Origin of the sequence: Tamlana carrageenivorans (genome assembly GCF_002893765.1) — a bacterium.
Classification (GTDB): Bacteria; Bacteroidota; Bacteroidia; order Flavobacteriales; family Flavobacteriaceae; genus Pseudotamlana; species Pseudotamlana carrageenivorans.
The window spans coordinates 584,363-606,768 of sequence record NZ_CP025938.1 but is presented as its reverse complement, the minus strand read 5'-3'; the positions used below and the strand labels follow the sequence as shown (position 1 = coordinate 606,768).

General features: G+C 35.7%; 24 protein-coding genes, 1 tRNA gene and 1 pseudogene. 13 read left to right on the top strand and 13 right to left on the bottom strand.

The window, feature by feature from the left end; translation table 11 throughout:
• The first annotated feature begins 25 nt into the window (after positions 1–25).
• A complete protein-coding gene (locus C1A40_RS02730; protein WP_102994562.1) occupies positions 26–586 on the top strand; it encodes a pentapeptide repeat-containing protein in 561 nt (186 codons plus the stop codon).
• Positions 587–645: 59 nt separating this feature from the next.
• Here C1A40_RS02730 and mnmL read toward each other — a convergent pair whose 3' ends face one another.
• Positions 646–1,599: a tRNA modification radical SAM protein MnmL/YtqA gene (mnmL, locus tag C1A40_RS02725; RefSeq protein ID WP_102994561.1), complete on the bottom strand. Its 954-nt coding sequence runs from the start codon at positions 1,597–1,599 to the stop codon at positions 646–648.
• 284 nt (positions 1,600–1,883) lie between these two features.
• Between mnmL and yaaA the strand changes: the two genes are divergently transcribed.
• On the top strand, positions 1,884–2,642 hold the full coding sequence (yaaA, locus tag C1A40_RS02720) for a peroxide stress protein YaaA (RefSeq protein WP_102994560.1): 759 nt from the start codon (positions 1,884–1,886) through the stop codon (positions 2,640–2,642).
• A gap of 24 nt (positions 2,643–2,666) precedes the next feature.
• Here yaaA and C1A40_RS02715 read toward each other — a convergent pair whose 3' ends face one another.
• From C1A40_RS02715 to C1A40_RS02700, 4 genes are all read right to left on the bottom strand, one after another.
• Positions 2,667–2,765 carry a 30S ribosomal protein THX gene (locus C1A40_RS02715; RefSeq protein WP_422395604.1) on the bottom strand — a complete coding sequence of 33 codons (99 nt, stop codon included), beginning with the start codon at positions 2,763–2,765 and terminating at the stop codon, positions 2,667–2,669.
• 169 nt (positions 2,766–2,934) lie between these two features.
• Positions 2,935–4,323: a pectate lyase family protein gene (locus C1A40_RS02710; protein WP_102994559.1), complete on the bottom strand. Its 1,389-nt coding sequence runs from the start codon at positions 4,321–4,323 to the stop codon at positions 2,935–2,937.
• 20 nt (positions 4,324–4,343) lie between these two features.
• Positions 4,344–5,804, bottom strand: a complete 1,461-nt coding sequence (locus C1A40_RS02705) for a DUF1593 domain-containing protein (protein ID WP_102994558.1) — start codon at positions 5,802–5,804, stop codon at positions 4,344–4,346.
• A 21-nt stretch (positions 5,805–5,825) separates the two neighbouring features.
• Complete coding sequence (locus tag C1A40_RS02700; RefSeq protein ID WP_102994557.1) at positions 5,826–7,148, bottom strand: nucleoside hydrolase-like domain-containing protein; 1,323 nt, start codon at positions 7,146–7,148, stop codon at positions 5,826–5,828.
• Positions 7,149–7,371: 223 nt separating this feature from the next.
• On the opposite strand from C1A40_RS02700, the gene C1A40_RS02695 reads away from it, so the two are divergent.
• The 3 genes from C1A40_RS02695 to C1A40_RS02685 are packed head-to-tail and all read left to right on the top strand — an operon-like array spanning position 7,372 to position 9,118.
• Positions 7,372–8,676, top strand: a complete 1,305-nt coding sequence (locus C1A40_RS02695; protein WP_102994556.1) for a DEAD/DEAH box helicase — start codon at positions 7,372–7,374, stop codon at positions 8,674–8,676.
• Positions 8,677–8,685: 9 nt separating this feature from the next.
• Positions 8,686–8,910: a DUF6500 family protein gene (locus C1A40_RS02690; RefSeq protein ID WP_102994555.1), complete on the top strand. Its 225-nt coding sequence runs from the start codon at positions 8,686–8,688 to the stop codon at positions 8,908–8,910.
• A complete protein-coding gene (locus C1A40_RS02685) occupies positions 8,891–9,118 on the top strand; it encodes a VF530 family protein (RefSeq protein ID WP_102994554.1) in 228 nt (75 codons plus the stop codon). The genes C1A40_RS02690 and C1A40_RS02685 overlap by 20 nt, the downstream gene beginning before the upstream one ends.
• Before the next feature lie 36 nt (positions 9,119–9,154).
• On the opposite strand, the gene C1A40_RS02680 is transcribed toward C1A40_RS02685, so the two are convergent.
• From C1A40_RS02680 to map, 3 genes are all read right to left on the bottom strand, one after another.
• On the bottom strand, positions 9,155–9,919 hold the full coding sequence (locus C1A40_RS02680; protein ID WP_102994553.1) for a class I SAM-dependent methyltransferase: 765 nt from the start codon (positions 9,917–9,919) through the stop codon (positions 9,155–9,157).
• A 38-nt stretch (positions 9,920–9,957) separates the two neighbouring features.
• Positions 9,958–10,335: a GxxExxY protein gene (locus C1A40_RS02675; RefSeq protein ID WP_102994552.1), complete on the bottom strand. Its 378-nt coding sequence runs from the start codon at positions 10,333–10,335 to the stop codon at positions 9,958–9,960.
• 300 nt (positions 10,336–10,635) lie between these two features.
• Positions 10,636–11,454: a type I methionyl aminopeptidase gene (gene map / locus C1A40_RS02670; RefSeq protein ID WP_102994551.1), complete on the bottom strand. Its 819-nt coding sequence runs from the start codon at positions 11,452–11,454 to the stop codon at positions 10,636–10,638.
• A gap of 128 nt (positions 11,455–11,582) precedes the next feature.
• On the opposite strand from map, the gene C1A40_RS02665 reads away from it, so the two are divergent.
• Positions 11,583–12,863: an acetyl-CoA hydrolase/transferase family protein gene (locus C1A40_RS02665; RefSeq protein WP_277871390.1), complete on the top strand. Its 1,281-nt coding sequence runs from the start codon at positions 11,583–11,585 to the stop codon at positions 12,861–12,863.
• A 2-nt stretch (positions 12,864–12,865) separates the two neighbouring features.
• Here the strand turns inward: C1A40_RS02665 and C1A40_RS02660 are convergent, their stop codons facing one another.
• Positions 12,866–13,270, bottom strand: a complete 405-nt coding sequence (locus C1A40_RS02660; protein WP_102994549.1) for a BT0820 family HAD-type phosphatase — start codon at positions 13,268–13,270, stop codon at positions 12,866–12,868.
• Positions 13,271–13,410: 140 nt separating this feature from the next.
• Positions 13,411–14,928: a 2,3-bisphosphoglycerate-independent phosphoglycerate mutase gene (gpmI, locus tag C1A40_RS02655; RefSeq protein ID WP_102994548.1), complete on the bottom strand. Its 1,518-nt coding sequence runs from the start codon at positions 14,926–14,928 to the stop codon at positions 13,411–13,413.
• Between the two features lie 253 nt (positions 14,929–15,181).
• On the opposite strand from gpmI, the gene C1A40_RS02650 reads away from it, so the two are divergent.
• Positions 15,182–15,583 carry an ankyrin repeat domain-containing protein gene (locus C1A40_RS02650; protein ID WP_102994547.1) on the top strand — a complete coding sequence of 134 codons (402 nt, stop codon included), beginning with the start codon at positions 15,182–15,184 and terminating at the stop codon, positions 15,581–15,583.
• 153 nt (positions 15,584–15,736) lie between these two features.
• Here C1A40_RS02650 and C1A40_RS02645 read toward each other — a convergent pair.
• Both C1A40_RS02645 and C1A40_RS02640 read right to left on the bottom strand, forming a co-directional pair.
• Positions 15,737–16,591 (bottom strand): annotated as a pseudogene (locus C1A40_RS02645) (IS256 family transposase, variant Zn-binding type); the annotation flags it as partial.
• 158 nt (positions 16,592–16,749) lie between these two features.
• The gene (locus C1A40_RS02640) at positions 16,750–17,199 is read right to left on the bottom strand and encodes a GNAT family N-acetyltransferase (RefSeq protein ID WP_102997118.1); all 450 of its coding nucleotides are present in this window, start codon (positions 17,197–17,199) and stop codon (positions 16,750–16,752) included.
• Between the two features lie 72 nt (positions 17,200–17,271).
• Here C1A40_RS02640 and C1A40_RS02635 point away from each other — a divergent pair, with 72 nt between their 5' ends.
• Entirely contained in the window at positions 17,272–17,685 is a 414-nt protein-coding gene (locus C1A40_RS02635) for a GNAT family N-acetyltransferase (RefSeq protein WP_338418071.1), read from the top strand.
• Between the two features lie 65 nt (positions 17,686–17,750).
• A tRNA-Gly gene (locus tag C1A40_RS02630) sits at positions 17,751–17,823 on the top strand.
• A 102-nt stretch (positions 17,824–17,925) separates the two neighbouring features.
• On the opposite strand, the gene pepE is transcribed toward C1A40_RS02630, so the two are convergent.
• Positions 17,926–18,633, bottom strand: coding sequence for a dipeptidase PepE (pepE, locus tag C1A40_RS02625; protein WP_102994546.1), 708 nt, complete (start codon positions 18,631–18,633; stop codon positions 17,926–17,928).
• A 137-nt stretch (positions 18,634–18,770) separates the two neighbouring features.
• Here pepE and C1A40_RS02620 point away from each other — a divergent pair, with 137 nt between their 5' ends.
• From C1A40_RS02620 to C1A40_RS02605, 4 genes are all read left to right on the top strand, one after another.
• Positions 18,771–19,970, top strand: a complete 1,200-nt coding sequence (locus C1A40_RS02620) for an IS4 family transposase (RefSeq protein WP_102994545.1) — start codon at positions 18,771–18,773, stop codon at positions 19,968–19,970.
• A gap of 168 nt (positions 19,971–20,138) precedes the next feature.
• A complete protein-coding gene (locus C1A40_RS02615; protein ID WP_102997117.1) occupies positions 20,139–20,939 on the top strand; it encodes a carboxypeptidase-like regulatory domain-containing protein in 801 nt (266 codons plus the stop codon).
• Between the two features lie 88 nt (positions 20,940–21,027).
• The gene (locus tag C1A40_RS02610; RefSeq protein WP_102994544.1) at positions 21,028–21,822 is read left to right on the top strand and encodes a peptidase associated/transthyretin-like domain-containing protein; all 795 of its coding nucleotides are present in this window, start codon (positions 21,028–21,030) and stop codon (positions 21,820–21,822) included.
• A gap of 76 nt (positions 21,823–21,898) precedes the next feature.
• Positions 21,899–22,405 (top strand): DUF6702 family protein, encoded by a 507-nt coding sequence (locus C1A40_RS02605; RefSeq protein WP_102994543.1) that lies wholly within the window; start codon positions 21,899–21,901, stop codon positions 22,403–22,405.
• Position 22,406: the final 1 nt, after the last annotated feature.

The window sequence follows — 22,406 nt, the reverse complement described above, 5'->3', positions numbered from 1 at the left end:
AAGAAAAACCATTTTGTAAAAACATATGGTAGAAGATCAAACTTTTAATCAACAAGATTTTACCGAAAATCGGCTTCCTCATGGTGATTATGAATATTGCACCTTTATAAATTGTAATTTTTCTAAATCGTTTTTAAATGGCATCAACTTTTTAGAGTGCGAATTTATCGATTGTAATTTAAGTTCGGCAAACATTACTAACACCGCATTTCAGGATGTGAAATTTCAAGATTGTAAAATGTTGGGTTTACATTTTGAAACCTGTAACGATTTTGGGTTTTCCGTTCATTTTTTGAATGGCATACTAAATCACACGTCGTTTTATCAAGTCGATTTAAAGACATCAAAATTTGAAAACTCTAAATGCCATGAAGTCGAGTTTACCGAAGCCGATTTAAGACAAGTTTCGCTTAACAACTGCGATTTACAAGGTTCAACTTTTAATAACAGCAATTTAGAACGCACAGATTTTAGAACTGCAACCAATTATAACATCCACCCCGAACAGAATAAAATAAAAGGCGCCAAGTTTTCTGCAGATGGCCTTGCGGGACTTTTAAAGGTTTATAAGATTGTAGTAGCGTAATTATGTGACTTATAAACTTAACACTTCTAATGTTCTTTTAGTTAATGGTTGTTCTAATTTTAGGCTTTAGTTTTGGTATTTATAGCGTTGTAATACTTACCTTGCCAGGTGTTTAAAGCGGTAAGTTTTTTATCAATTTTATCAACAACCTCAAAATTTTTAAGCCCATGCCAATTTGGTGCAATCAGTAAGTCTTTTGGTGCTTCGCTCACAAAGCGTTCTATAATAATGTCTGGTCGAAGTAAACCAATAAATTCCGCTATAAATTCAATATAATTTTCGGAAGAAAATAAGTTGAAATCTTCAGGGTTTTGTTTGTACTGGTAGGCCATTATCGATTGCTTAACAATTTGTAAATGATGCATTTTTAAACTGTTTATGGGAAGCTTAGAAAGTGTTGCTGCATGATTTAATAGTTCGGCTTTCGATTCGCCCGGTAAACCCATGATGACATGAGCACCAAGGTGAAAACCTTTATTTTTACATTTTTCATAAGCCGCTATGGTGTCTTCAAAAGTATGGCAACGGTTTACTCTTTTTAATGTTTTATTTAAGGTGCTTTCTACACCAAATTCTAAAGAGATGTGTGCTGTTTTTGAAAGAAGCGCTAAATAATCGATCACTTCATCTGAAATGCAGTCTGGCCTAGTGCCAATAACTAAGCCTACAACGCCAGGAACATTTAAGGCCTCGTCGTACATGGCTTTTAAAGATTCAAAATCGGAATAAGTATTGGTATAGGCCTGAAAATAGGCGAGGTATTTTTGAGCTTTATATTTTTTTGAAAAACGCGAAATTCCTTCGGTTAACTGTAAGCTAATGCTTTTTGAAGGTTCACAATAGTCTGGATTAAAGGTTTCGTTATTGCAATAGGTGCAACCACCATAACCTTTTGAGCCATCTCTATTAGGACATGAAAAACCAATGTTTAGTGATATTTTCTGAACTCGCTCACCAAAGGTAGATTTTATATATGATGAATAATCTAAATAGCGTTTTCCTGTAATTTTCATAATGTGGAAATATGGCGCAAAAGTACTTAAAATTAAGATCTAAGCTGAGGAATAAGCTGCTAAACCCATGTTAAATTGGGTTGTTTTTAAATCTGTTGTTTCCGTGTGGCATTTTAAAAAATGAAATCAGCTTTAAACATCAATTCATTCTATAGTGGCATCAGAAATAATTCTTAACCAAGATTTAAAAAATAGGATAGGAGTTGTAAATTTGAATTGAAAATAAAAAGTTTGGTAGAAGTATTACCAAATTCCGCGAAAGCGAAAACAACAAAAAGATATTTATGAAATTAGTTATATCTCCAGCAAAGTCCTTAGATTTTGAAAGTGAATTACCAACATCGCAACATACAGAAGCGCAGTTTTTAAAGCAATCGGAGCGTTTAAATAAATTACTTAAAAAGAAATCGGCCAAAAGTTTATCGAAACTCATGAGTATTTCTGATGCTTTGGGGCAACTCAATTACGAGCGTAATCAAGCTTGGGAATTGCCTTTCACCACCGATAATGCCCGACCGGCAGTATATACTTTTAATGGCGATGTGTATCGTGGTTTGGATGCGTACACCATTCCAGAGGATAAAATAGAAACGCTTAACAACACAGTTCGTATTCTTTCTGGTTTGTATGGTATTTTAAAACCTACCGATTTAATACAGCCATACCGTTTGGAAATGGGAACTAAATTTCCTGTAGGCACCAAGAAAAATCTATACGAATTTTGGAAAAAAGACATCACCAAAGCCCTTAATGAAGAGTTGGAAGATGATGAGCTGTTTTTAAATTTAGCCAGTAACGAATATTTTAAAGCGGTTGATACTAAAGCGCTTAAAGTACCTGTGGTAACGGCTAATTTTAAAGAATTTAAAAATGGCGAATATAAAATGATTTCTTTTTATGCTAAAGCGGCCCGCGGCTTAATGGCACGTTACGTAGTGGATACCAATGCGAAAACCATAGACGATTTAAAAGGCTTTAACTACGAAGGCTATAGTTATAGCGAGCCTATGTCTAAAGAGAATGATTTGGTTTTTATAAGATAGGGCTTAAAAAAACAAAAGCGCAGCCTATTTGGGTTGTGCTTTGTTTCCAATATTAATTTTACTCTCAACAGAAGGTTTCTTTTTTATTTTTGGGCGTCTTGCTCCAAAAGTTCCTCTGTTTATTTTGCCTCTTTTCGTTTTTTTTATCGCCTTTTCCCATGATGTTTTATGTTGATTTTATGTGCCCTGAATTGAAATCAGAATCTATTAAAATTTAGTTTTTAATCTTGTACATAAAATAACAAATTAAAGCAGAGAAACAAGTAATTCTCATTAAGTTTTAGACGCTATACTATTTTATACCGTTTAAATATTTTTCTAGCATGGTATATCCATCGGGCGCTAATTTATTTCTGTCTTCAGGATTGGTTTTATCTAATTGATGGTCATCTTCCCAAGCATCTGGCATGCCATCGTGATCGGTGTCTGTTGGAGCAGGCAGACTTTTAAGTTCTGGCCAGCCACCAACATCATTTTGGGTATTTATAATTCCGGTTTTTTTCGATGTATCGGCAACCTTATGTTTTAATTTGTAAGAGCCACCTTCAAAAGTAGCAAAACCACCTTTAGTTTCTTTAACTATTCTCGTGTCTATAATATCACGTTTGGGCAAAATAGCACCAGCATTTTCAAGCACTAAATTAAAAGCTTCTTCAGCCGATTGCTGATTGATGGGCATGGCTTCCCAAGGTTTTTCAGATTTTACAAACTGTAAATTTTCCTCACCTCCTTGTGGTTGTACCCCGCCGTTCCAGTTGTTATTAGAGATTTCATTATAGCCTTCAACAACATTATTAGCAATATACCAACTCCCGAAATCGGAATTGGTTTTTCTTTTAGAAGGATTTGCTATGCGATAAGAAACCTCGCCAGGTTGTGTTGCTGGCCCTGGTTTATAATAATTGGCAACCATATTGAATTTTGAAAAAGCAAACTTTGGATTACCCACTTGTTGGTTTTCGCCACCATAACAACTATTATAGCCCCAATTATAAATGACATTGTTTCTGTAATCGGTGTAGCCAGAACCTGAAGCCATTCTCATATTTCGACTGCTATGATGCGCGATAAGGTTATGGTGGTAGGAGCTATAATTTGATCCCCAAATGCCGCCAAATCCATGTGTGCCTTTTACATGGTTTGAATCGAACATACTTTCGGAAATAATACACCACTGTACGGTTATATTTTCGCAATGGTAAACCGACATGGTTTCATCAATACTCCAACTGGCCGAAATATGATCCAAAATAATGTTTTTGGTGTATCTGCTGGAAACGGCATCTGTATCGTTCTTCGTTTCGTTTCCTAGTCGCACTCTTATGTATCTTATTATAACATGATCGGCGTCAATGACAATGGGATTCTTTTTAACGCAAATACCATCGCCAGGAGCTGTTTGTCCTGCAATGGTAATGTACGGATGTTTAATCCGTAAAGCACTTTCCAGTGAAATGGTTCCAGATACTTTAAAAATTACAGTGCGTGGTTCTGATGCTTCAACGGCTGCTCGTAAACTTCCAACTCCAGAATCATTTAAATTAGTCACTTCGTAAACTGTACCTCCGCGACCGCCTTTAGTGTATTTTCCGTAGCCCTCGGCGGTTGGAAAAGCAAGTTGCTGTGCTTGAAAATGAAGTCCGATTAAAAGAAATGAAATACTGAAAAATAGGATTTTCATTGATTTATGGTTAGCTAAAGTTAATTAGATATAGTTATGATAATACGTTGATACCTGGTTAATTGAGGCGACCCATTATCTGATACTTCACAAATAATATGAATGGTTTTACCGTTTTTAACATCGCTAGGAATGACTAATGATGCCTTTTTTGAAGAAGCATTATTAATTGAAACTACCCCATTATAAGTGTCAGCTTCTTCATATTGCCACCACCTATATTTTAGTTTGTCGCCATCGGGATCAAAAGTTCCTTTAGCGTTTAAGCTAATTTTATCACCTAGTTTAGCAGTGATGTTTAATTTGTTTTTCAATTTCACAACGGGTGGATGATTGGCCTCTTCATAAGGTTTGATACACCAATCGGCGCGAGCTGCAAAATCATTTTGCAAAGCATCAGCCCAACGTGTAATAGGTTTAAAATAGCTGTTCATTAAGTCTTGGTTTTCTGGATACACATTGCGCATATAATTTCTTCCCCAAGCGGTTTTTGTATACCATCTTCCTTCTGGATAGTTATAGTTGGTTTCAGGAACAGGGTCTAACCAAGTGTTCTCTCGAATATTTACATAACGACCTCCCCAACCTCCGTAATCTGGAGACTCTAAAGAGCGCAATCCTGTGTTAATGGTGTAAATGAATGCTGGCGAATCACCTTCCGATCGGAAATCACCTTTCATTTTTATGGGGCCTGCTATAAAACCTTCTTTATCACCACCACCTTTATAAGCTTCATATAACGAATATAGTGGCCCATGATTTTCTAGGATGTTAGATTTCATCCAATGGTTTCTGAAATAGTCTATTTTATCTTGAGGCATTATTTTATCCCATTGGTAAGCTATAGCCCAAAACTGGTCGCAAATAATGGTTTGTATGTTGTATTTTCCCCAATGGGGTTTAATGTAGCTTTGATAGGTATTGTCTTGTTCCCAAATAAAGAAAAAGCGCAGTTTTTTAGCAACCGATTCCATTTTGTCTGGATGATTTTCTTCAATGGTTTTTAAGGCACGTGCAAGGGTATTGGTGCCACCCCAGGCTTGTACCCAAATAGGATTGTTATCCGATTCATCTAAAAGTACTTTAACAATCTGCTGCGAGCCAGGAGTTATTAAATCCATTTCGCCTTCTGCTTTTACATTTCCAAGAAAGGTTATTGATTTTAGATAGTCGGGTGTAGGGTAATCTTTTTTGTGTTTTATTAAATTAGGATACACTTTTTCATAAGCTTCCAAGTAAGGATCTATCCAATCATCGCCAGCCCATTTATGTCCTTGCCAATGGTATTGCGAACTGGAAGTGATAATGCCTTCAATATCCCATTCGTTAGCATATAATAAAAAACGTACCATAGAACATTCGTCATCAATTTCACCATCGGAAGTCACAATAATTCGTGGTTTTATGATCTCATTTTGAGTAAATGCTTTTATTGAAGTTATGAGCAGGAAAAGGGCGATTAAAAATTGTTTATGAATCATTTTTTCTACTTTGATTTAATTTTATTCATCTTTCAGCCATGCCCAGCGTTTTGCCCAGTCTAATAAACTTTCTTCTCGCCATTTCGAGATGGTTTTACCACCTTGAATTTTACCGTCGTAAAGGTTTTTATCTGCTTTATCGGTGTACCAATTATTACCTAATTGATAATCGGTTTTATGTTTTTTTCCTGGCCAAAAATTATCGACTACAAGAGCGCCTTTTAATCCATTAATTTCTGGAATCTCAGACGTGAATGTATAGTTTAAAATTTCTGCTTTTTTGGGAATGTATTTTATGGCATAATCACCTTCGCCTAAGTAGTATCCAGGCCATTTTTGAGTAGATTTTCCAAAAGGAACCTCCATCCAAAAGCAAATGGAGTCTTTGGGAATATTAGTTACAGGTCCTTTTAAGTGAAATTCATTGATTGAACAAAAGGCAACCGTATCTTTTAAAGTTGTTACGCCGTGGTGTACAATTCTTGGACTGTGGTTAAAAGTCTCGAAACTGCCTCCCCAGCTTTCACCTGCAGGGTTTTCAGGGTTGCCGTTCATTACATAAAGAAGCGATGGGGTGTCGCCCATTTTAACTTCGCCATTATAATAGTTCTTAAAATCTTTTCCTAGATGTCCGGCTTCATGTATATATTTCTCAAAATAATTGGTGCTATTAATACTATCTATCATGACATTATCTGAGAAGAAACCATAATAGGACGCATTAACTTCAATAAACCAAAGGTCTGGAAAATGCGCTGCAATGTAGGCGTAGCTGTTGGCGCTCCATTTTTTATTAGGGCCACCAATCCAATACACTTTAATTTTATTTTGAATTTCGGGAGCATCATGAAGTGCTTGAGCGACATCTTCTAGACCACCCCATACTAAAACCCACAAGGGTTCAGGTTTATCATCCTTAGCACATTTTATAATCCAATTGGAGCCCTTGGTGGCTGTTGTATAACCTGAATAAGGCGCATTGCCTTGACGTCCCTGTTTTGTAATCGAACGTAAGTAATCGGGTTCAGCGAAGTCTTGACTGTGTTTTTGAAGTCTTGGTAGATCTTTTTCATATAAATCTATCATGCGTAAAATTTCAGAAGTACTCCCTTTGCCATAAGAAGGTGACGAAACAAGTCCTTCAATGGTAAACAAATCATTATACATCAAAAGGTGCGTCATCGATTGGTTGTCGTCAGGATCGGTACCACCAATATCGCTGCTTATTATAATTCGTGGTTTCTCTTTATGCTTTAAAACCTTTTTTTTATTAGAACAGGATGTGCAGGTAGTAAACACCAATACAAGGCATAAACAAAGATTTATTAGGCTTCTATTGAACATGTTTTTGTTTAATTGTAATCGATTGCAATTTAGTAAAATATTTTAAGATTCGTATTTTTTTTATGAAAGGAATTGGGTTAAGTAGACAAGTGTTCCCTTAAATTATTTAACAAATTTGTTACACAACAGCAAGTATTTCATTTAATTGCCAAAATTAGCTGTACCTTTGCACACTTAAAGAAGTAGACTATAATTTTGTATGTGTGCTTCATAAATACGTTATATGTCATTTCAATCTTTGGGACTGTCTGAAGCCCTGCTAAAAGCCATTAGCAAAAAAGGATACACAACACCATCTCCAATTCAAGAAAAAGCCATCCCACCCGTATTAGAGGGACACGATGTTTTAGCATCGGCACAAACAGGAACAGGAAAAACAGCTGGTTTTACTTTACCACTATTACATTTGCTTTCTGAAAATCCGAAGGAAAAATACAAGCCCATTCGAGCTTTAATTTTAACGCCTACGCGGGAATTGGCAGCACAAGTTTATGCGAATGTTAGAGAGTATAGCGAGTTTTTAAATTTACGTAGTGCCGTTATTTTTGGAGGTGTTAACCAAAAACCTCAAGCTGCAACTATTCGTCAGGGGGTTGATATTTTAGTAGCTACTCCTGGGCGTTTACTAGATTTACAAAACCAAGGTTTATTATCGTTAAAACGTGTAGAAATTTTTGTTTTAGATGAAGCCGACCGTATGTTGGATATGGGCTTTTTAAGAGATATAGAAAAAGTGATTAAAATGATGCCAGAGAAACGTCAGAATTTGATGTTTTCGGCAACCTTTTCAAAGGATATTAAAAAACTTGCTCATGGTATTTTAAATCAGCCAGTACAAGTTGAAGCCACACCAGAAAACACAACGGTTGAAGCGATTAATCAAAAGGTTTACCGTGTTGCAAAAGGTTTAAAAACAGGCTTGATTATTAAATTAATTAACGATGGTAATTGGAAACAAGTCCTTGTTTTTACCAGAACAAAACATGGGGCCAATAAATTATGTGAGAAAATGGATAAGGCTGGAATAACTGCAGCTGCCATTCACGGAAATAAGAGTCAGGGTGCGAGAACCAAAGCCTTATCAGGATTTAAATCGGGCCGTGTTCGTGTTTTGGTTGCTACCGATATTGCTGCTAGAGGACTTGATATTCCGTTATTACCACACGTGATTAACTTTGAGTTGCCTAATGTTTCTGAAGATTATGTACACCGCATTGGTAGAACAGGAAGAGCTGGAGCTAAAGGTGAAGCTATTTCTTTAGTGAGTGCCGATGAAACCACTTTTTTACGTGATATCGAAAAACTGATAGAGTTAAAGCTTCCGGTAGACATTGTTGAAGGTTTCGAGCCTGATCCTAATGCATCAACGGTACCTGTAAAACCAGGTCAGGGCAGACAAAACCGAAGACCTCAAAAAAGTAAATCTAATAAACCGAATAACTCTGGAGGATCTGGAGAGGGGTCACGAAGAAATTCTGGAAGAAATAATAAATCCAGACGCCCAAAAAGAAGTAACGAAGGGAGGTAATCATACATTATGAATACCGTTTTAAAAGCTAAAATTATAGAAGTTTGCGATAAGAAAATTGCCGCTAAAGGTGATCAAGTAGGTATTTCGTTTTATGCTTTTTTTAAAAATAAAAATGATAATCCTGAGTTGTTAATGGAGGCTGCTACCTGGTGGATTCAAACGAATAAGCTTGATCATTTTGAAAAGGCGTTAAAAATAAAAAATCTCGTTCTTGGAATCACAACCAAATAATCCCTTGCATGGTGTAAAACTAGAGCAAATTATTAATGATCTCGTGGCGCATTATGGCTGGGAGTACATGGGGTACACTATTAAAATAAGATGTTTTAATGAAAATCCTTCGGTGAAATCTAGTTTAAAGTTTTTACGCCGTACGCCTTGGGCAAGAACGAAAGTGGAAAACATGTATTTGAAGATGCTAAAGAACCAAAAAAGGTAACTACTAAAGGTGTTTCGAGTTGTTTTATCCAGCAGCTTACTTTCTAACGACGGGGATAATTTCACCTTGGGCTAAACAATAGCGGTCAATGAGGTCTTGCGAAAGGTTCGCAGTATAATCTACTTCTTCTACTGTAAAACCTATGTTTCGGAGTTTATCGAAATAATCACGGCCATAAACACGAACGTGGTCGTATTGTCCGAATATTTTTGCGCGTTCTTTTTTATCGGTAATCGAATCGTCTTCAAAAGTTTTTTCCCGGTTCAAATCTTGCGGAATTTGTAAAATACCCATGCCGCCTTTTCTCAAAATTCTATAAAGCTCCTGCATGGCTTTCGTGTCGTCGGGAATATGCTCTAAAACATGATTGCATAGTATCATGTCAAAAGATTCGTCTTCGAACGGTAGATTACAAATATCTGCTTTGACGTCGGCTAGAGGGGAATTTAAATCGGTCGTGACATAATCCAAGTTTTTCATTTGTCTAAACCGCTTATAAAATGCTTGCTCGGGAGCAAAGTGTAATACTTTTAATGGGGCAGAAAAGAAGGAAGTTTCATTTTTTATATACAACCAAAGAAGGCGGTGCCTTTCTAAAGACAGGGTAGAAGGTGATAGTACATTACTTCGTTGATTTCCGTAGCCATATGGTAGAAAGGATTTAAAACTTTTTCCATCTATAGGATCGGTGTATGTTGAACCTTTTAGATAGGTAGCTAAAATAGGTCGTACAACATAGCTTAACCTTATTAATATAGGCCTTGGGATGGTGTTTAGAATTAATTTGAAAGTTTTTTTCATAGTTGTTACACCGAGAATCGCAGAGAGACACAGAGTTTTCACTCGTTAGTGTTTATGAATCTTTTGATACCGTTTTTTAAAAGTTTTGTGTGAAAGTTAATTAACGAGCCTAATGGGAAATTACCTAACTTCATATAAGTTAGAATTTGTGCGGTATGCACATCTGTAAATTTCTCAACAGTTTTTAATTCTAGTACAATTTTATTTTCTACAAGCAAATCAATTCTATAACCATGATTTAATTCTAAATCTTTATAAGTAATGGGACGTGAAACTTCTTTTTGCACAGCATAGCCTATAGCTTTTAATTCATGAAAAAGACATTCTTGATAAGCAGATTCCAATAAGCCAGGACCAAGTGCTTTATGCACTTCAATAGCTGCTCCAATAATATTTTCTGAAATCTTATTATACAATGATGTTTAATTTTAATAAAAGTAAAGAACACTTTGTGCATCTCATTGCCCCTCTGCGAATCTTGGGGTAATAATCCTAACACCAAACTTTCCAACAATATTCATCTACTTCATTTCTATTTAATCACTTAATTTTAATAAAAGTAATAAAGGCTCCGTGTATCTCTGTGCCACTCTGTGAATCTCGGTGTAATAATTATCACTAAAGCTTCACTGCAATTTTCATCTACTTAGTTATCTTTATTTTAATTGAAGTAATGAGAGCTCTGTGTCTCTCCGTGAAACTCGGCGTAAAAATAATTAAAGCACCAAAGCCTCACGACGAAACTCATCTTCTTCATTGCTCTTAATCCCTAAAGCTTCATAGATGTAAGCAAAAGTAGAAAGCAATTCTGGCTTACCGTCAATTAGAGCAACATTATGCTCGAAATGCGCCGAAGGTTTGTTATCTAAAGTCGTAATAGTCCAACCATCACGGTGTTGTTTTATACGTTGTGTCCCTAAGTTAATCATGGGTTCGATAGCTACCGCCATACCGTCAACGAATTTCTTTCCGCGTCCGCGTTTTCCATAGTTTGGCATCTCTGGATCCTCATGCATAGTGCGTCCTAAGCCATGACCAACCAATTCGCGTACCACGCCATAACCATGATCTTCACAGTATTTTTGGATCGCATAGCCAACATCACCAACGCGATTATTGGCCTTAAACTCTCTAATACCTAAATATAATGATTCTTTAGTCACTTGAAGTAGTTTCTCGGTTTCGGGAGCGATTTCGCCAACGGCAAATGTATACGCATGATCGCCATAAAAACCATTCTTTAAAGCACCACAATCGATAGAGATAATATCACCTTCCTTTAAAGGATCGCCATTAGGAATCCCATGAACTACTTGTGAATTCGGACTCATACAAAGGGTGTTAGGAAAATCATATAAGCCTAAGAATCCAGGAATGGCACCGTGGTCTCTAATATGTTCTTCGGCTAACTTATCTAACTGTAGTGTCGTTACTCCAGGCTTAATGGCTTTAGCAATTTCACCTAAGGTTTTAGATACGATTAAGGCACTCTCGCGCATTAATTCAATCTCTTCTCTTGTTTTAACAATAATCATAATTCTAAATATAGGAATGCAAAGGTACTTAATTTTAGTGATTCAGTTTTTACATTATTATTAGTAATTGCTGACTTTTGACAGTTTTTATGTTTTAAAAACGCATTAGTTTTGAGTTTTCAAAAAGCATTGTAAACATGTATAAAGTGGTATCTGTAGAAGACGCAGTAAAAGTTATTAAGAATAACGATAGGGTTTACGTACAAGCTGCAGCTGCAGCCCCTCAGTTGTTGTTAAAAGCTATGACGGCCAGACATGAGGAGTTAAGAGGTGTGGAAGTTTGTCATTTACACGTTGAAGGCGATGCGCCGTATGCAAATCCTGAGCTTCGTGATAGTTTTCATGTGAATTCTTTCTTTATTGGGAAAAATGTGCGACACACCATAGCGGCAGGTAACGGTTCGTATACTCCTGTTTTTTTGAGTGAGTTGCCTTTGCTTTTTAAAAGAAATATTGTGCCTTTAGATGTGGCACTTATTCATGTTTCGGTGCCCGATAAACACGGGTATTGCTCCTTAGGGGTGTCGGTAGAAGCGACTTTAGCAGCTATCGATAATGCTAAAACGGTTATCGCACAAGTTAATGAGCACATGCCAAGAACTCATGGCGATGGTCTTATTCATTATTCTGAAATTGACTTGTTTGTAGAAGGGAATGTTCCCATTCCAACACATATTTATGGTGAACCTAATGCCATCGAGAATAAAATAGGGGATTATATTGCTAATTTAATAGAAGATCGAAGCACCCTACAAATGGGAGTTGGAAGTATTCCTAACGCCGTGTTGTCCCGATTGCATAATCATAAAGATTTAGGGCTTCATACCGAAATGTTTTCTGATGGCGTTATTGATCTTATTTTAAAAGATGTGATTAATGGCAATTATAAAGGCGTGGGTCCAGGTCGAACCTTAACAACTTTTGTGATGGGGTCAAAACGGTTGTATGATTATATCGATGATAACCCTTTTGTTGAAATGCGCTCTTGCGATTATACCAACGATGTGTCTGTAATAAAACAAAACCCTAGAATGGTAGCTATTAATTCGGCATTAGAAGTAGATGTTACCGGGCAGGTTTGTGCTGATTCCTTGGGGTCTAAAATGTACTCGGGTGTTGGTGGGCAGTTAGACTTTATGCGCGGTGCATCGTTAAGTAATGGCGGTAAATCCATAATGGCGTTACCATCAACGACCTCTAAAGGCATCAGTCGAATTGTGCCAGCTTTAAATCATGGTGCTGGGGTTGTAACTACTCGACCGCATGTACATTATGTGGTTACCGAATACGGTGTAGCCAATCTGTTCGGAAAAACGATAAAGGAGCGCGTGAAAGCCTTAGTTAATATTGCACACCCTAACCATAGAGAAGCTATAGATAAGTCGTATTTCGAATTAACACGATACTAATGTTAACCGAATAATCCTAAAAAGCCCTTTTTCTTTTCAGGAATAGGAGGTTCTGTATTGGTGAGTTTTTGATAAATTTCTCCCCAGCCTAAAAAGCCTCCAACATTTCTGTCGTCAATAAATAAATCGGCGTTAATTTTTCGGCTCACGGAGTTGTCGTATTCTTCTTCTGGAAAGCTATTATTTACGGCATAAAAAGTAATACCATTTTCTTCACAAAATTTTACGGCATCATCTAATTTTGAGCCACAACGGTAAGTCCATAAAATAAGGCGGTGGCCATCCTCTTGAAGTTTTTTTAAAGTCTCAAAAGCAAAAATCATGGGTTTTCCAATATTCGGGTAGGCATCTTCAACTATGGTGCCGTCAAAATCGACAGCAATAATTAATTGGTTACTAAATGTCATAAATTAAGTTAAGCAAGGGTTTACAGCAAAAATACAATAATTTTTAAAGATGAGAAGGTTAAAGGTTTATGGACTTTTAATAATTAAAAACCCCACTTTATGTGGGGTTTTATTTTATAGAATTGATATTTAATAAATGGTTATACTAAAGCGTGTCTAGTCATGGCTTCAGGTTGAGGTACTCCCATTAATTTTAGAATCGTAGGAGCAACATCACCTAAAATCCCGTCTTTAATTTCTTTTAATTCATTATCCACTAAAATCACAGGAACTGGGTTTGTAGTATGTGCTGTATTTGGTGATCCATCTGGATTAATCATTGTTTCACAGTTACCATGATCGGCAATCACTAAGGTGGTGTAGTCGTTTTTTAAAGCTGTAGTAATTACAGATTTCACACAGTCATCAACGGCTTCACAAGCTTTAATAGCGGCTTCCATAACGCCAGTATGCCCAACCATATCACCATTAGCAAAGTTTAAACATACAAAATCAACATCACCTTTTTCTAATTCTGGTACTAAAGCATCACGTAGTTCGTAAGCGCTCATTTCAGGTTTTAAATCGTACGTAGCCACTTTAGGAGAGTTTCTTAAAATACGACTTTCCCCTTCAAACTCTTTTTCCCTTCCTCCAGAGAAAAAGAAAGTAACGTGTGGGTATTTTTCAGTTTCAGCAATTCTAATTTGCTTTTTATGGTGCTTTTCTAAAACTTCACCTAAAGTTTCGGTTAAATTCTCTTTATTGAAAATAACATTTACATTTTTATAAGTGTCGTTGTAATTAGTAAGCGTTACGTAGTGTAAATCTAACTTTTTCATGTCGAATTCAGGGAAGTCTGCTTGAGATAACACTTCGGTTAATTCGCGCCCTCTATCGGTTCTAAAGTTAAAAAAGACTATCACATCACCATTTTTTATTTTAGTGATAGGTTCATTGTTGGCATCAACAGCGATGATAGGTTTGATAAATTCATCGGTAATATCATTAGCATAATTAGCTTCAATGCTAGCTGCGATATCGGTAGATTTTTCACCTTCACCTTTTACTAATCCGTCGTATACCACTTTAACACGTTCCCAGCGTTTATCCCTGTCCATGGCGTAGTAACGCCCAGAAATAGTTGCGATTTTAGTGTTTGTTCCTTCAATGTGAGACTGTAATTGCTTTACAAATCCAGCTCCAGATTTAGGATCTACATCACGACCATCGGTAAAACCATGTACGTAAGCGTTTGGTACACCAAATTCATTCGCAGCATCTACCAAACCTAATAAATGGTTGATGTGTGAATGTACACCGCCATTACTTAATAAGCCTAAAAAATGAACATCTTTATTTTGCTCTTTAGCGTATTTAAAAGCATCAACAAGCACTTTTTCTTTATTAAGTGTTTTGTTTTCTACAGCTAAATTTACTTTTACTAAATCTTGATATACAATACGGCCAGCACCTAAGTTCATGTGTCCAACTTCACTATTACCCATTTGGCCTTCAGGTAAACCTACATGTAAACCATCGGTTCGTAAGGTGGCATAAGGGAATTTTGTGTATAAAGAATCAATAAATGGGATGTTGGCATGGTCGATTGCAGATACCTTTGGGGCTGGAGAATTTCCCCATCCATCAAGGATCATTAAGATTACTTTTTTGTTCATTTTTTATAAATTTTAAAACGTAGCAAATATACGGAAGTTTGTTAAAATATAGTCTATAAAAAAGGTTGAAAAGTCTTATAAAGTAAGGCGTTTTGTAATTGTTAACTCAAAGTCTTATTTTGTTAAGTTGTTGCAAATCAAACGTTAAAAATGTGTTACTAATAATTTTTTTTGTAACATTTTAAAAATTTTGTCGTCTCTTTAGTACATCAAAAAACGTTAATCATTTTAATCAAACTTAAAATCTTTCATCATGAAAAAATCAATCATTATTTCAGCCATCGCATTATCCTTTTCGATTGGGGGTGCCCATGCAACAACCGAACCATTACATTTAAAAAACAATCGAGTAGAAGCGTATTTTAAAGTGAACTCCTTTTGTGTTTCTATTGCTTTAGGTGATTATGAAACCGTAAAAAAATTAATTGATAGAGGTGCCAATGTTAATGCGAAATCTCATGGGATGACACCAGCCATGTATGCTGCTAAATATAATCGCGTTGAAATTCTTCAGTTATTAATTGAAAATGGAGCGAAATTAAAAACCAAATGTGATAAAGGTAAAACCGCTTCAGAATATGCCGAATTACACGGTGCTCACGATACGAAAGCGGTTATTGAAGAGCACTTAGAATCGAAAAAGAGAAAAAAATAATTGCTGTTTTATAATTATTTCGAGTTAGTTAGTCTAAAAAACGTCTTGCATTAAGGGCGTTTTTTTATACCTAATTTTAGGCCTAATAGACAAAATGGTTGGTCTTTTAACTCTTTAATTTTCATGTGGACAAAATGGTTGGTCTTTTAACACCTATTCTTTTACGTCTATTTTTGTTTTTAAAAACTCATTAATAAATTTGATTTTTCTTTGTTTGGTTAATCCGTTATGATTTCTGAGTTTGTTTTTTAAATCAGAAAAATGCCCATCAATCATATTGGTTGTATTAGGAATATTTAAATCGTAATTATCATACCATGTAAATAACCATGTCATATTCGTATTAAGACTTCTATACGCACTCCTAAGTCGTTTATGGGTAAAATGACTCTTGCCTGTTTCATTATTAATAGTTCGCTCATTTAAAAAGCTTTCCCACTTAATAAACCACATATTTAATCCTCCTTCGAAAGATTCTTTATCTGTATTTTTGAGCATAGCTACATGCGTTTTTAATTCAATTGAAGCAAGCATTTTCGGGTTCTTAGTTATATATCTTCTTATTGCAGCAACTTGATGAAATTGACAGAGCTGGACAGGTATTCCTTTAAACGTACCAACCAAGCCTTTTCTACCATCACATACAATAGCAACAATCTCAAAACCTTTAGATTTTAGCTCATTAATCCCCTTTATATACAAAGCGTTAGTTTCTGATTTGACGTAATACCAAAGAAGATTCTCCTTGCTGTAAGCATCCTTAAAGAGCATTAATCCAAAGCTTCTCCTCCAATATGTTGTATCCATTAAGACAATAACTTTCTTAGGTGTTATCTCTACGTCCTTTACTTGATGAAGATCTAGTTTACGTTGTATAGTTCGCTTTGAACATCCATATTTCTGAGAAAGCTGTAAATAGGTCTGCTTTCCTCTGGTATATTCATCCCAAAGAGAGTCTACTTGAATTTCTTTTCCTCCAGTAAAAACACTTTTACAATTCAAACATTTATAACGCTGTTTTTTCTAATCTAACACCATATTTATGGGTTAGTAAGCTATTACAAAATTTACATTTTTTTTATTCAAAGCCTTTGATTTGCTTCAAAGCTAATAAACATAAGCTCTTCGAAAGGATTTACCAACCATTTTGTCCATTACATCTAATTTTATAATAATTTTTGCATGGTATAGTGGGTGCCAATATCTGGAATATTAAAAGGTTTGCCGAAAATTTGATAGCCGCATTTTTCATAGAAAGGCGTAGCTACTTTACGAGCATTGCACCATATGGTTGTGATGTTTTGGGACTGGAGCAAGGCTTCTCCGTAATGTAATACTTTGTTCCCTATGCCCATACCTTGATAGGCTTCTAGAACAGCCATACCTCGAAGCTGATATTGCTGCTTGTCCAAAATAAGAGGATGCTTGTTTTTAAAGAAGGAGCAAATACCAATGGTACTATCCTCTAAATAAATGCCAATATGGATGGTAGATTCTAGATCGTCTCCCTCAAAAATACAAGATGTAACAGGTTTCCCTGGTCTTAACACAGGGAGTCGTACTTTATAGGTTTCTTGAGCACTAATTTGTTTTATTTGAAATTTCGATGGATTCATAGAAGATTTGATATTTTTGCCAATTGAAACAAAGATAAACAAACGTTTTAATGCTAAGAACATCTAAAAACTATGGCATACACTTTTAAAATTTTAGACCAAGATTATATAGAGCATATAGTACCCTTGGTAAAAAAACTAAATACAGATAATATTTCGGAAGATTTATTACGAACACGCATCACCGAAATGTTTTCTCAAAATTATGAGTGCGTTGGTGTTTTAGATCAGGATAAACTTATTGGGGTATGCGGATTATGGTTTTGTACACGTCATTATTCGGGGAGAAGTGTGGAGCCTGATCATGTTTTTATTGAAGAAGCTTATCGCGGAAATGGTTTAGGGCATCAATTTTTTAGCTGGATTTATGCTTATGTAAAGCAAAAAGGCTATGAATCTATTGAATTAAATACTTATGTGAGTAATTTGCGTCACATAAATTCTATTATAATCAGGGGTTTAAGATTTTGGGTTATCATTTTTTGAAAAAGTTGTAAATTTTTCTTGGAAGATAACTAAAGGTTTATCTATATTTGCCCCCGGAAATAAAGGCGAGAGTAGCTCAGTTGGTAGAGCGTCAGCCTTCCAAGCTGAATGTCGCCGGTTCGAACCCGGTCTCTCGCTCAAAAAGCTTCATCAAAACGATGAGGCTTTTTTTTTGTGTAAGATTTTAAATGCAGTAAGCTTTATGCATATAGCTTACTGCATATAGCCTAAAGCCTCTCGTTACTTTAACATATTCAATTCAGTTCCTGTTGGAATTTCATAAGGCGCTTTATCATATTCAAAAATTCTGGCATCTAAATTTCCTTTTAAAACAATCGAATCGCCTTGAACATGTAGCCAACTGCCTTCTCTTAAACCTACAACCGGCGGCGTGTTGTAATGATGAAACTCTTTAATGCGTGTTTCCCGTGTTTCCCCCATATGTTTACTAGTTGGATCGGGATCTAAATAATGCGGATTAATATTAAAAGGAACAAAACCCAAAGCATTAAAACTTGGGGGATAAACTATAGGCATATCATTAGTGGTTTTAATGGTAAGTCCGCAAATATTACTACCGGCACTGGTACCCAGATAAGGCGTTCCGTTTTTCACAACATGTTGCAAAGGCGCTATCAGGTTGTTTTTATATAGTTGATTGGTTAAAACAAAAGTGTTACCGCCACCAACAAAAATCGCTTCAGCATGGGTGATGGCTTCAATCGGGTTTTCAAACTCATGCAAGCCTTTAACGGCTATGTTAATTTTTTTAAAAGCTTGTTTGGCATGATCTGTATAAGCGTCGTGTGTGATGCCTCCAGGTCTGGCATAAGGAATAAAAATAATGTTTTTTACTCCTTTAAAAAAGAGGTCCAGATCTTCTAAAATATATTCTAAATAGCCCAAACCGTGCACGGTAGATGTACTGGCTATAATGATGTTTTTCATAGTATTTTTATTTGATGATAAAAGTACTTAAAAATGGTTTTTAATCATTAGTGTCCGATAAAAGATTTAAAAAGCGGGATTTCCAAGATAGGATTTCCCGCTTATTTTGTATCTTGAAGTTATCACACATCCAAGATATGAATAAAAGTAAAAACTTTATCGGACACCCCATAATCAAACAGGTATTAAATTTCATTTTGCCCAAAGATGTTCATCGGACAGCCAAAAAGCACAACAGCGATCGCTATACCAAAAAGTTTACCACCTATGAGCATTTGGCCACTATGGTATTTACCGTGATCAGTGGCTGTAGCTCACTTCGTGAGGTTTCCAGTATTATGCTTGCCTGCGAGGGAAAGATCAACCATCTAGGACTCACGGACTTTCCAAAACGCAGTACCTTGTCAGATGCTAACAGGAGAAGAAGCTCTGAAGTATTTGCCGATATTTATCATTTACTCTACAAACGTTACCATCGCTTTTTATCGGACAGCAGACCCTTAGAACCTGCAGTGAAGAACCTTAAAATCGTTGATTCCTCGACCATACCCCTATTTAGTGACATTCTTAAAGGTGTAGGAAGGAACCCGCTCAACGGCAAAAAGAAAGGAGGTATCAAGATGCATACTATGATAAACGCCATGGAAGACGTTCCTTGTCTGATTAAGTTTTCAAGCGCGGCCACGCACGACCACACCTTTTTAAAAGACCTGGAACTCAAGAAGGGCTCTTATGTGGTTTTTGACAAAGGGTATGTGGATTATGAGCAATACCAAAAATGGACACTGGAAGATGTTTACTTTGTGACTCGGCAAAAGGACAATGCTCGCTATACAAGCCTTGAAGAGTTTGATATCTCCAATAAAGTGGACGATGCTGTCTTAAAGGACGAAAAAATAGGGCTTACGGACAAAAACGGCAATGCTTTTTCCCTGAGGAGAATCGCTTTTTGGCACGAAAAGCACCAAAAAGTTTATGAGTTCATCACTAATAATTATGATCTTGATGCAGACAAAATAGCCGACATCTATAAAAATAGGTGGCAGATTGAGACGATGTTCAAGCGGCTTAAACAGAACTTTCCGCTAAAGTATTTTTTGGGAGACAATCAAAATGCCATCGAAATACAAATCTGGGTCAGTTTGATAATCCAGCTCATTATGCTTGTGATCCAAAGAAAAACCCAAAGAAACTGGGCTTATTCCAATATGATGTCCGTCATACGATACCATTTGATGACATATATCGATTTGTTCAAATTCCTGAAAAACCCAGAAGCTAATTGGGAAGAGATTACAACCAAAAACATTGGGCAATTAAGCCTTTTTGACCCATAAGGAGGTTCTGTTTTCAAAATAAAGAGTGCGATCAATAAAAAAGGCCAACACCAAAGCTTTTTTAGCTAATTCTGTTTTTTATCGGACAACAATAGTTTTTAATAAAACTTTAAATATTTTTACTTTAAGAATATGCCTAAATATGGTACATTGATCCAAAATATTGATATGAAAAAAATAGTACTATTTATTGCTGTAATATGCTCGTTACAAAGTATCGCTCAAACCGTTAAACGCGTAGAAGTTTCTGGGAAAATAATTGTTGAAGGCAGTGATATTTCTGGCATTACTGTTTTTAATAAAACGTCAAATGTTGGTACCATAACTAACGATGAAGGTGAATTTACCATGCTAGTCGCTTTAAAAGATGTTGTAGAAGTTAGTGCGCTTCAATATGAAAATATACGCTTTGAGGTAAACGAGGCCATTTTAAAGTCAAAGCGAATGAAGCTTTTTTTAATAGAAGAAATCAATAAACTGGATGAAGTGGTAGTTACTAAAGGAGGTTTGACGGGAAATTTGGCTGTAGATTTAAAATCGGCCGCGCCGTTTAACCCTAAGCTAGATGCCTTATATTTTGGTGTTAAGCATCAAATGGATTACGAATTTAAAGCGGATAGTAAAACTAAAGTTGAAAATTTAGGACAGAATTATCAGCAGCAGCATATGATTAATGGTTTAAATGTAGTGAATGTAGTCGATCAATTATTACTGCCATTATTCCGATCTAACGTGCCAGACAAAAAGAAAGCAGGTGTCCCAGAAGTGCCTATCGAATCTATAAAACCTTATTTTGGAGCTCAATTTTTAAAAGATAATTTTAACATTCCAGAGCACCGTACTCAAGAGTTTATTCAGTTTGTCGAAAAAGACGATTTCGATTTTACCTTACTTAACTACGGTAAAGAATTGGAATTTTTAGAATTACTCAATCAAAAAAGTGTTGAGTTTTTAGGCAAGAAAAAGTAGCCATTAAACGGTTTTAACGAAATGTTATAGTTTCATTGTCAGTTTTTTAAGATTTTATTAACGTTTTTTGTCGTTTAATCAAGTTACATTGAAACGCTTCATTACTTTTTTATTGGTATTTATCTGGGGGCTTTTAGCTTTTTCGCAGTCCCATGACCTATCAGGAAAAATACTTAGCGAAGTCAATGTCGAGAATATTCATGTCATCAATAAAACCCAACAACTTTTTACAACGACTAATGCGCTAGGGGAGTTTACTATAGCTGTAAAGTTGCAAGACACCTTGGTGTTTTCTTCCATTCAGCATAAACCTCAAAATGTTGTTATTTCAGAATCTGTTTTAAAAAGTAAAACGTTAGTCGTCACCCTAGAAGAACAAATTAACGTTTTAGATGAGGTTTCGGTTGGTAAAACCCTTACTGGCGATTTACTTTCTGATATTGAAAATACCACAGGCGAAGCGCCAATTAATTTTTATGATGTAGGCATACCTGGTTACACGGGTAAAGTGGCAACCCAGAGTGAACGTCGATTATCCCAAGCCAATGGCGAAGGTGTCGCTTTCAAAACTATAATGCTTCAAGTTCTGTCATTAAATGTTCCGGTAGAGCCTATTTTAAATGCGATTTCTGGTAGAACGAAAGTGTTAAAACAACATGTGGCTTTAGAACAGAAATCAGCACTTTTACACGGTGTTAAAGTGAAATTTTCTAAAATGTTCTTTGAGTTGCATCCATTAGATGAAGACAAGCAAAATGAGTTTTTCCATTTCTGTGAGGAAGATGATCGTTTTGTTGCCATTTGTACTTCCAATAACGATTTAGATATTTTACAATTCCTGGAAAAAAAGTATGAAAAGTATCTCGAAAACCTAAATAATTAAGCCTTAGAGCCGTTTTCAATACCATAACACCACCATTTATACCTTTAAATCTTTAATTTAGCCGAAAAATATTTCAATGACAGTCAATAAGTTAATCTTAACTTTATTAATCATTCCCTTTCTTGCATTTACCAACATCCATAAATATTATGTGTCGGTAACCCAAATCGAATATGTTGAGGAAAAGCAAACTGTTCAAATTATTTCTAGAATTTTTATCGATGATATAGAGCGTTTATTACGCGAACGCTACGATGAGTCCATTACCCTTGCTGGTAAAAATGAACCTGAAAAGACTGACGCCTACATTGCAAGATATTTAAGCGATAAGATGAAAATTAAAATTAATGGTCAGCCTACAACGCTTAAATTTTTAGGTAAAGTTTATGACGCCGATGTCATGAAATGCTATTTGGAAATAGAAAATATAAAAACCGTAAAAACATTCGAAATAAGTAATAAAGTACTATTTGATATTTTCGAAGATCAGCAGAATGTTATTAAAACGAAGATCAATTCAAAGCAGAAAAGTTTTATTTTATTCCCTCAAAAGGATGAATACCTGTTAAAATTTGATAATTAAT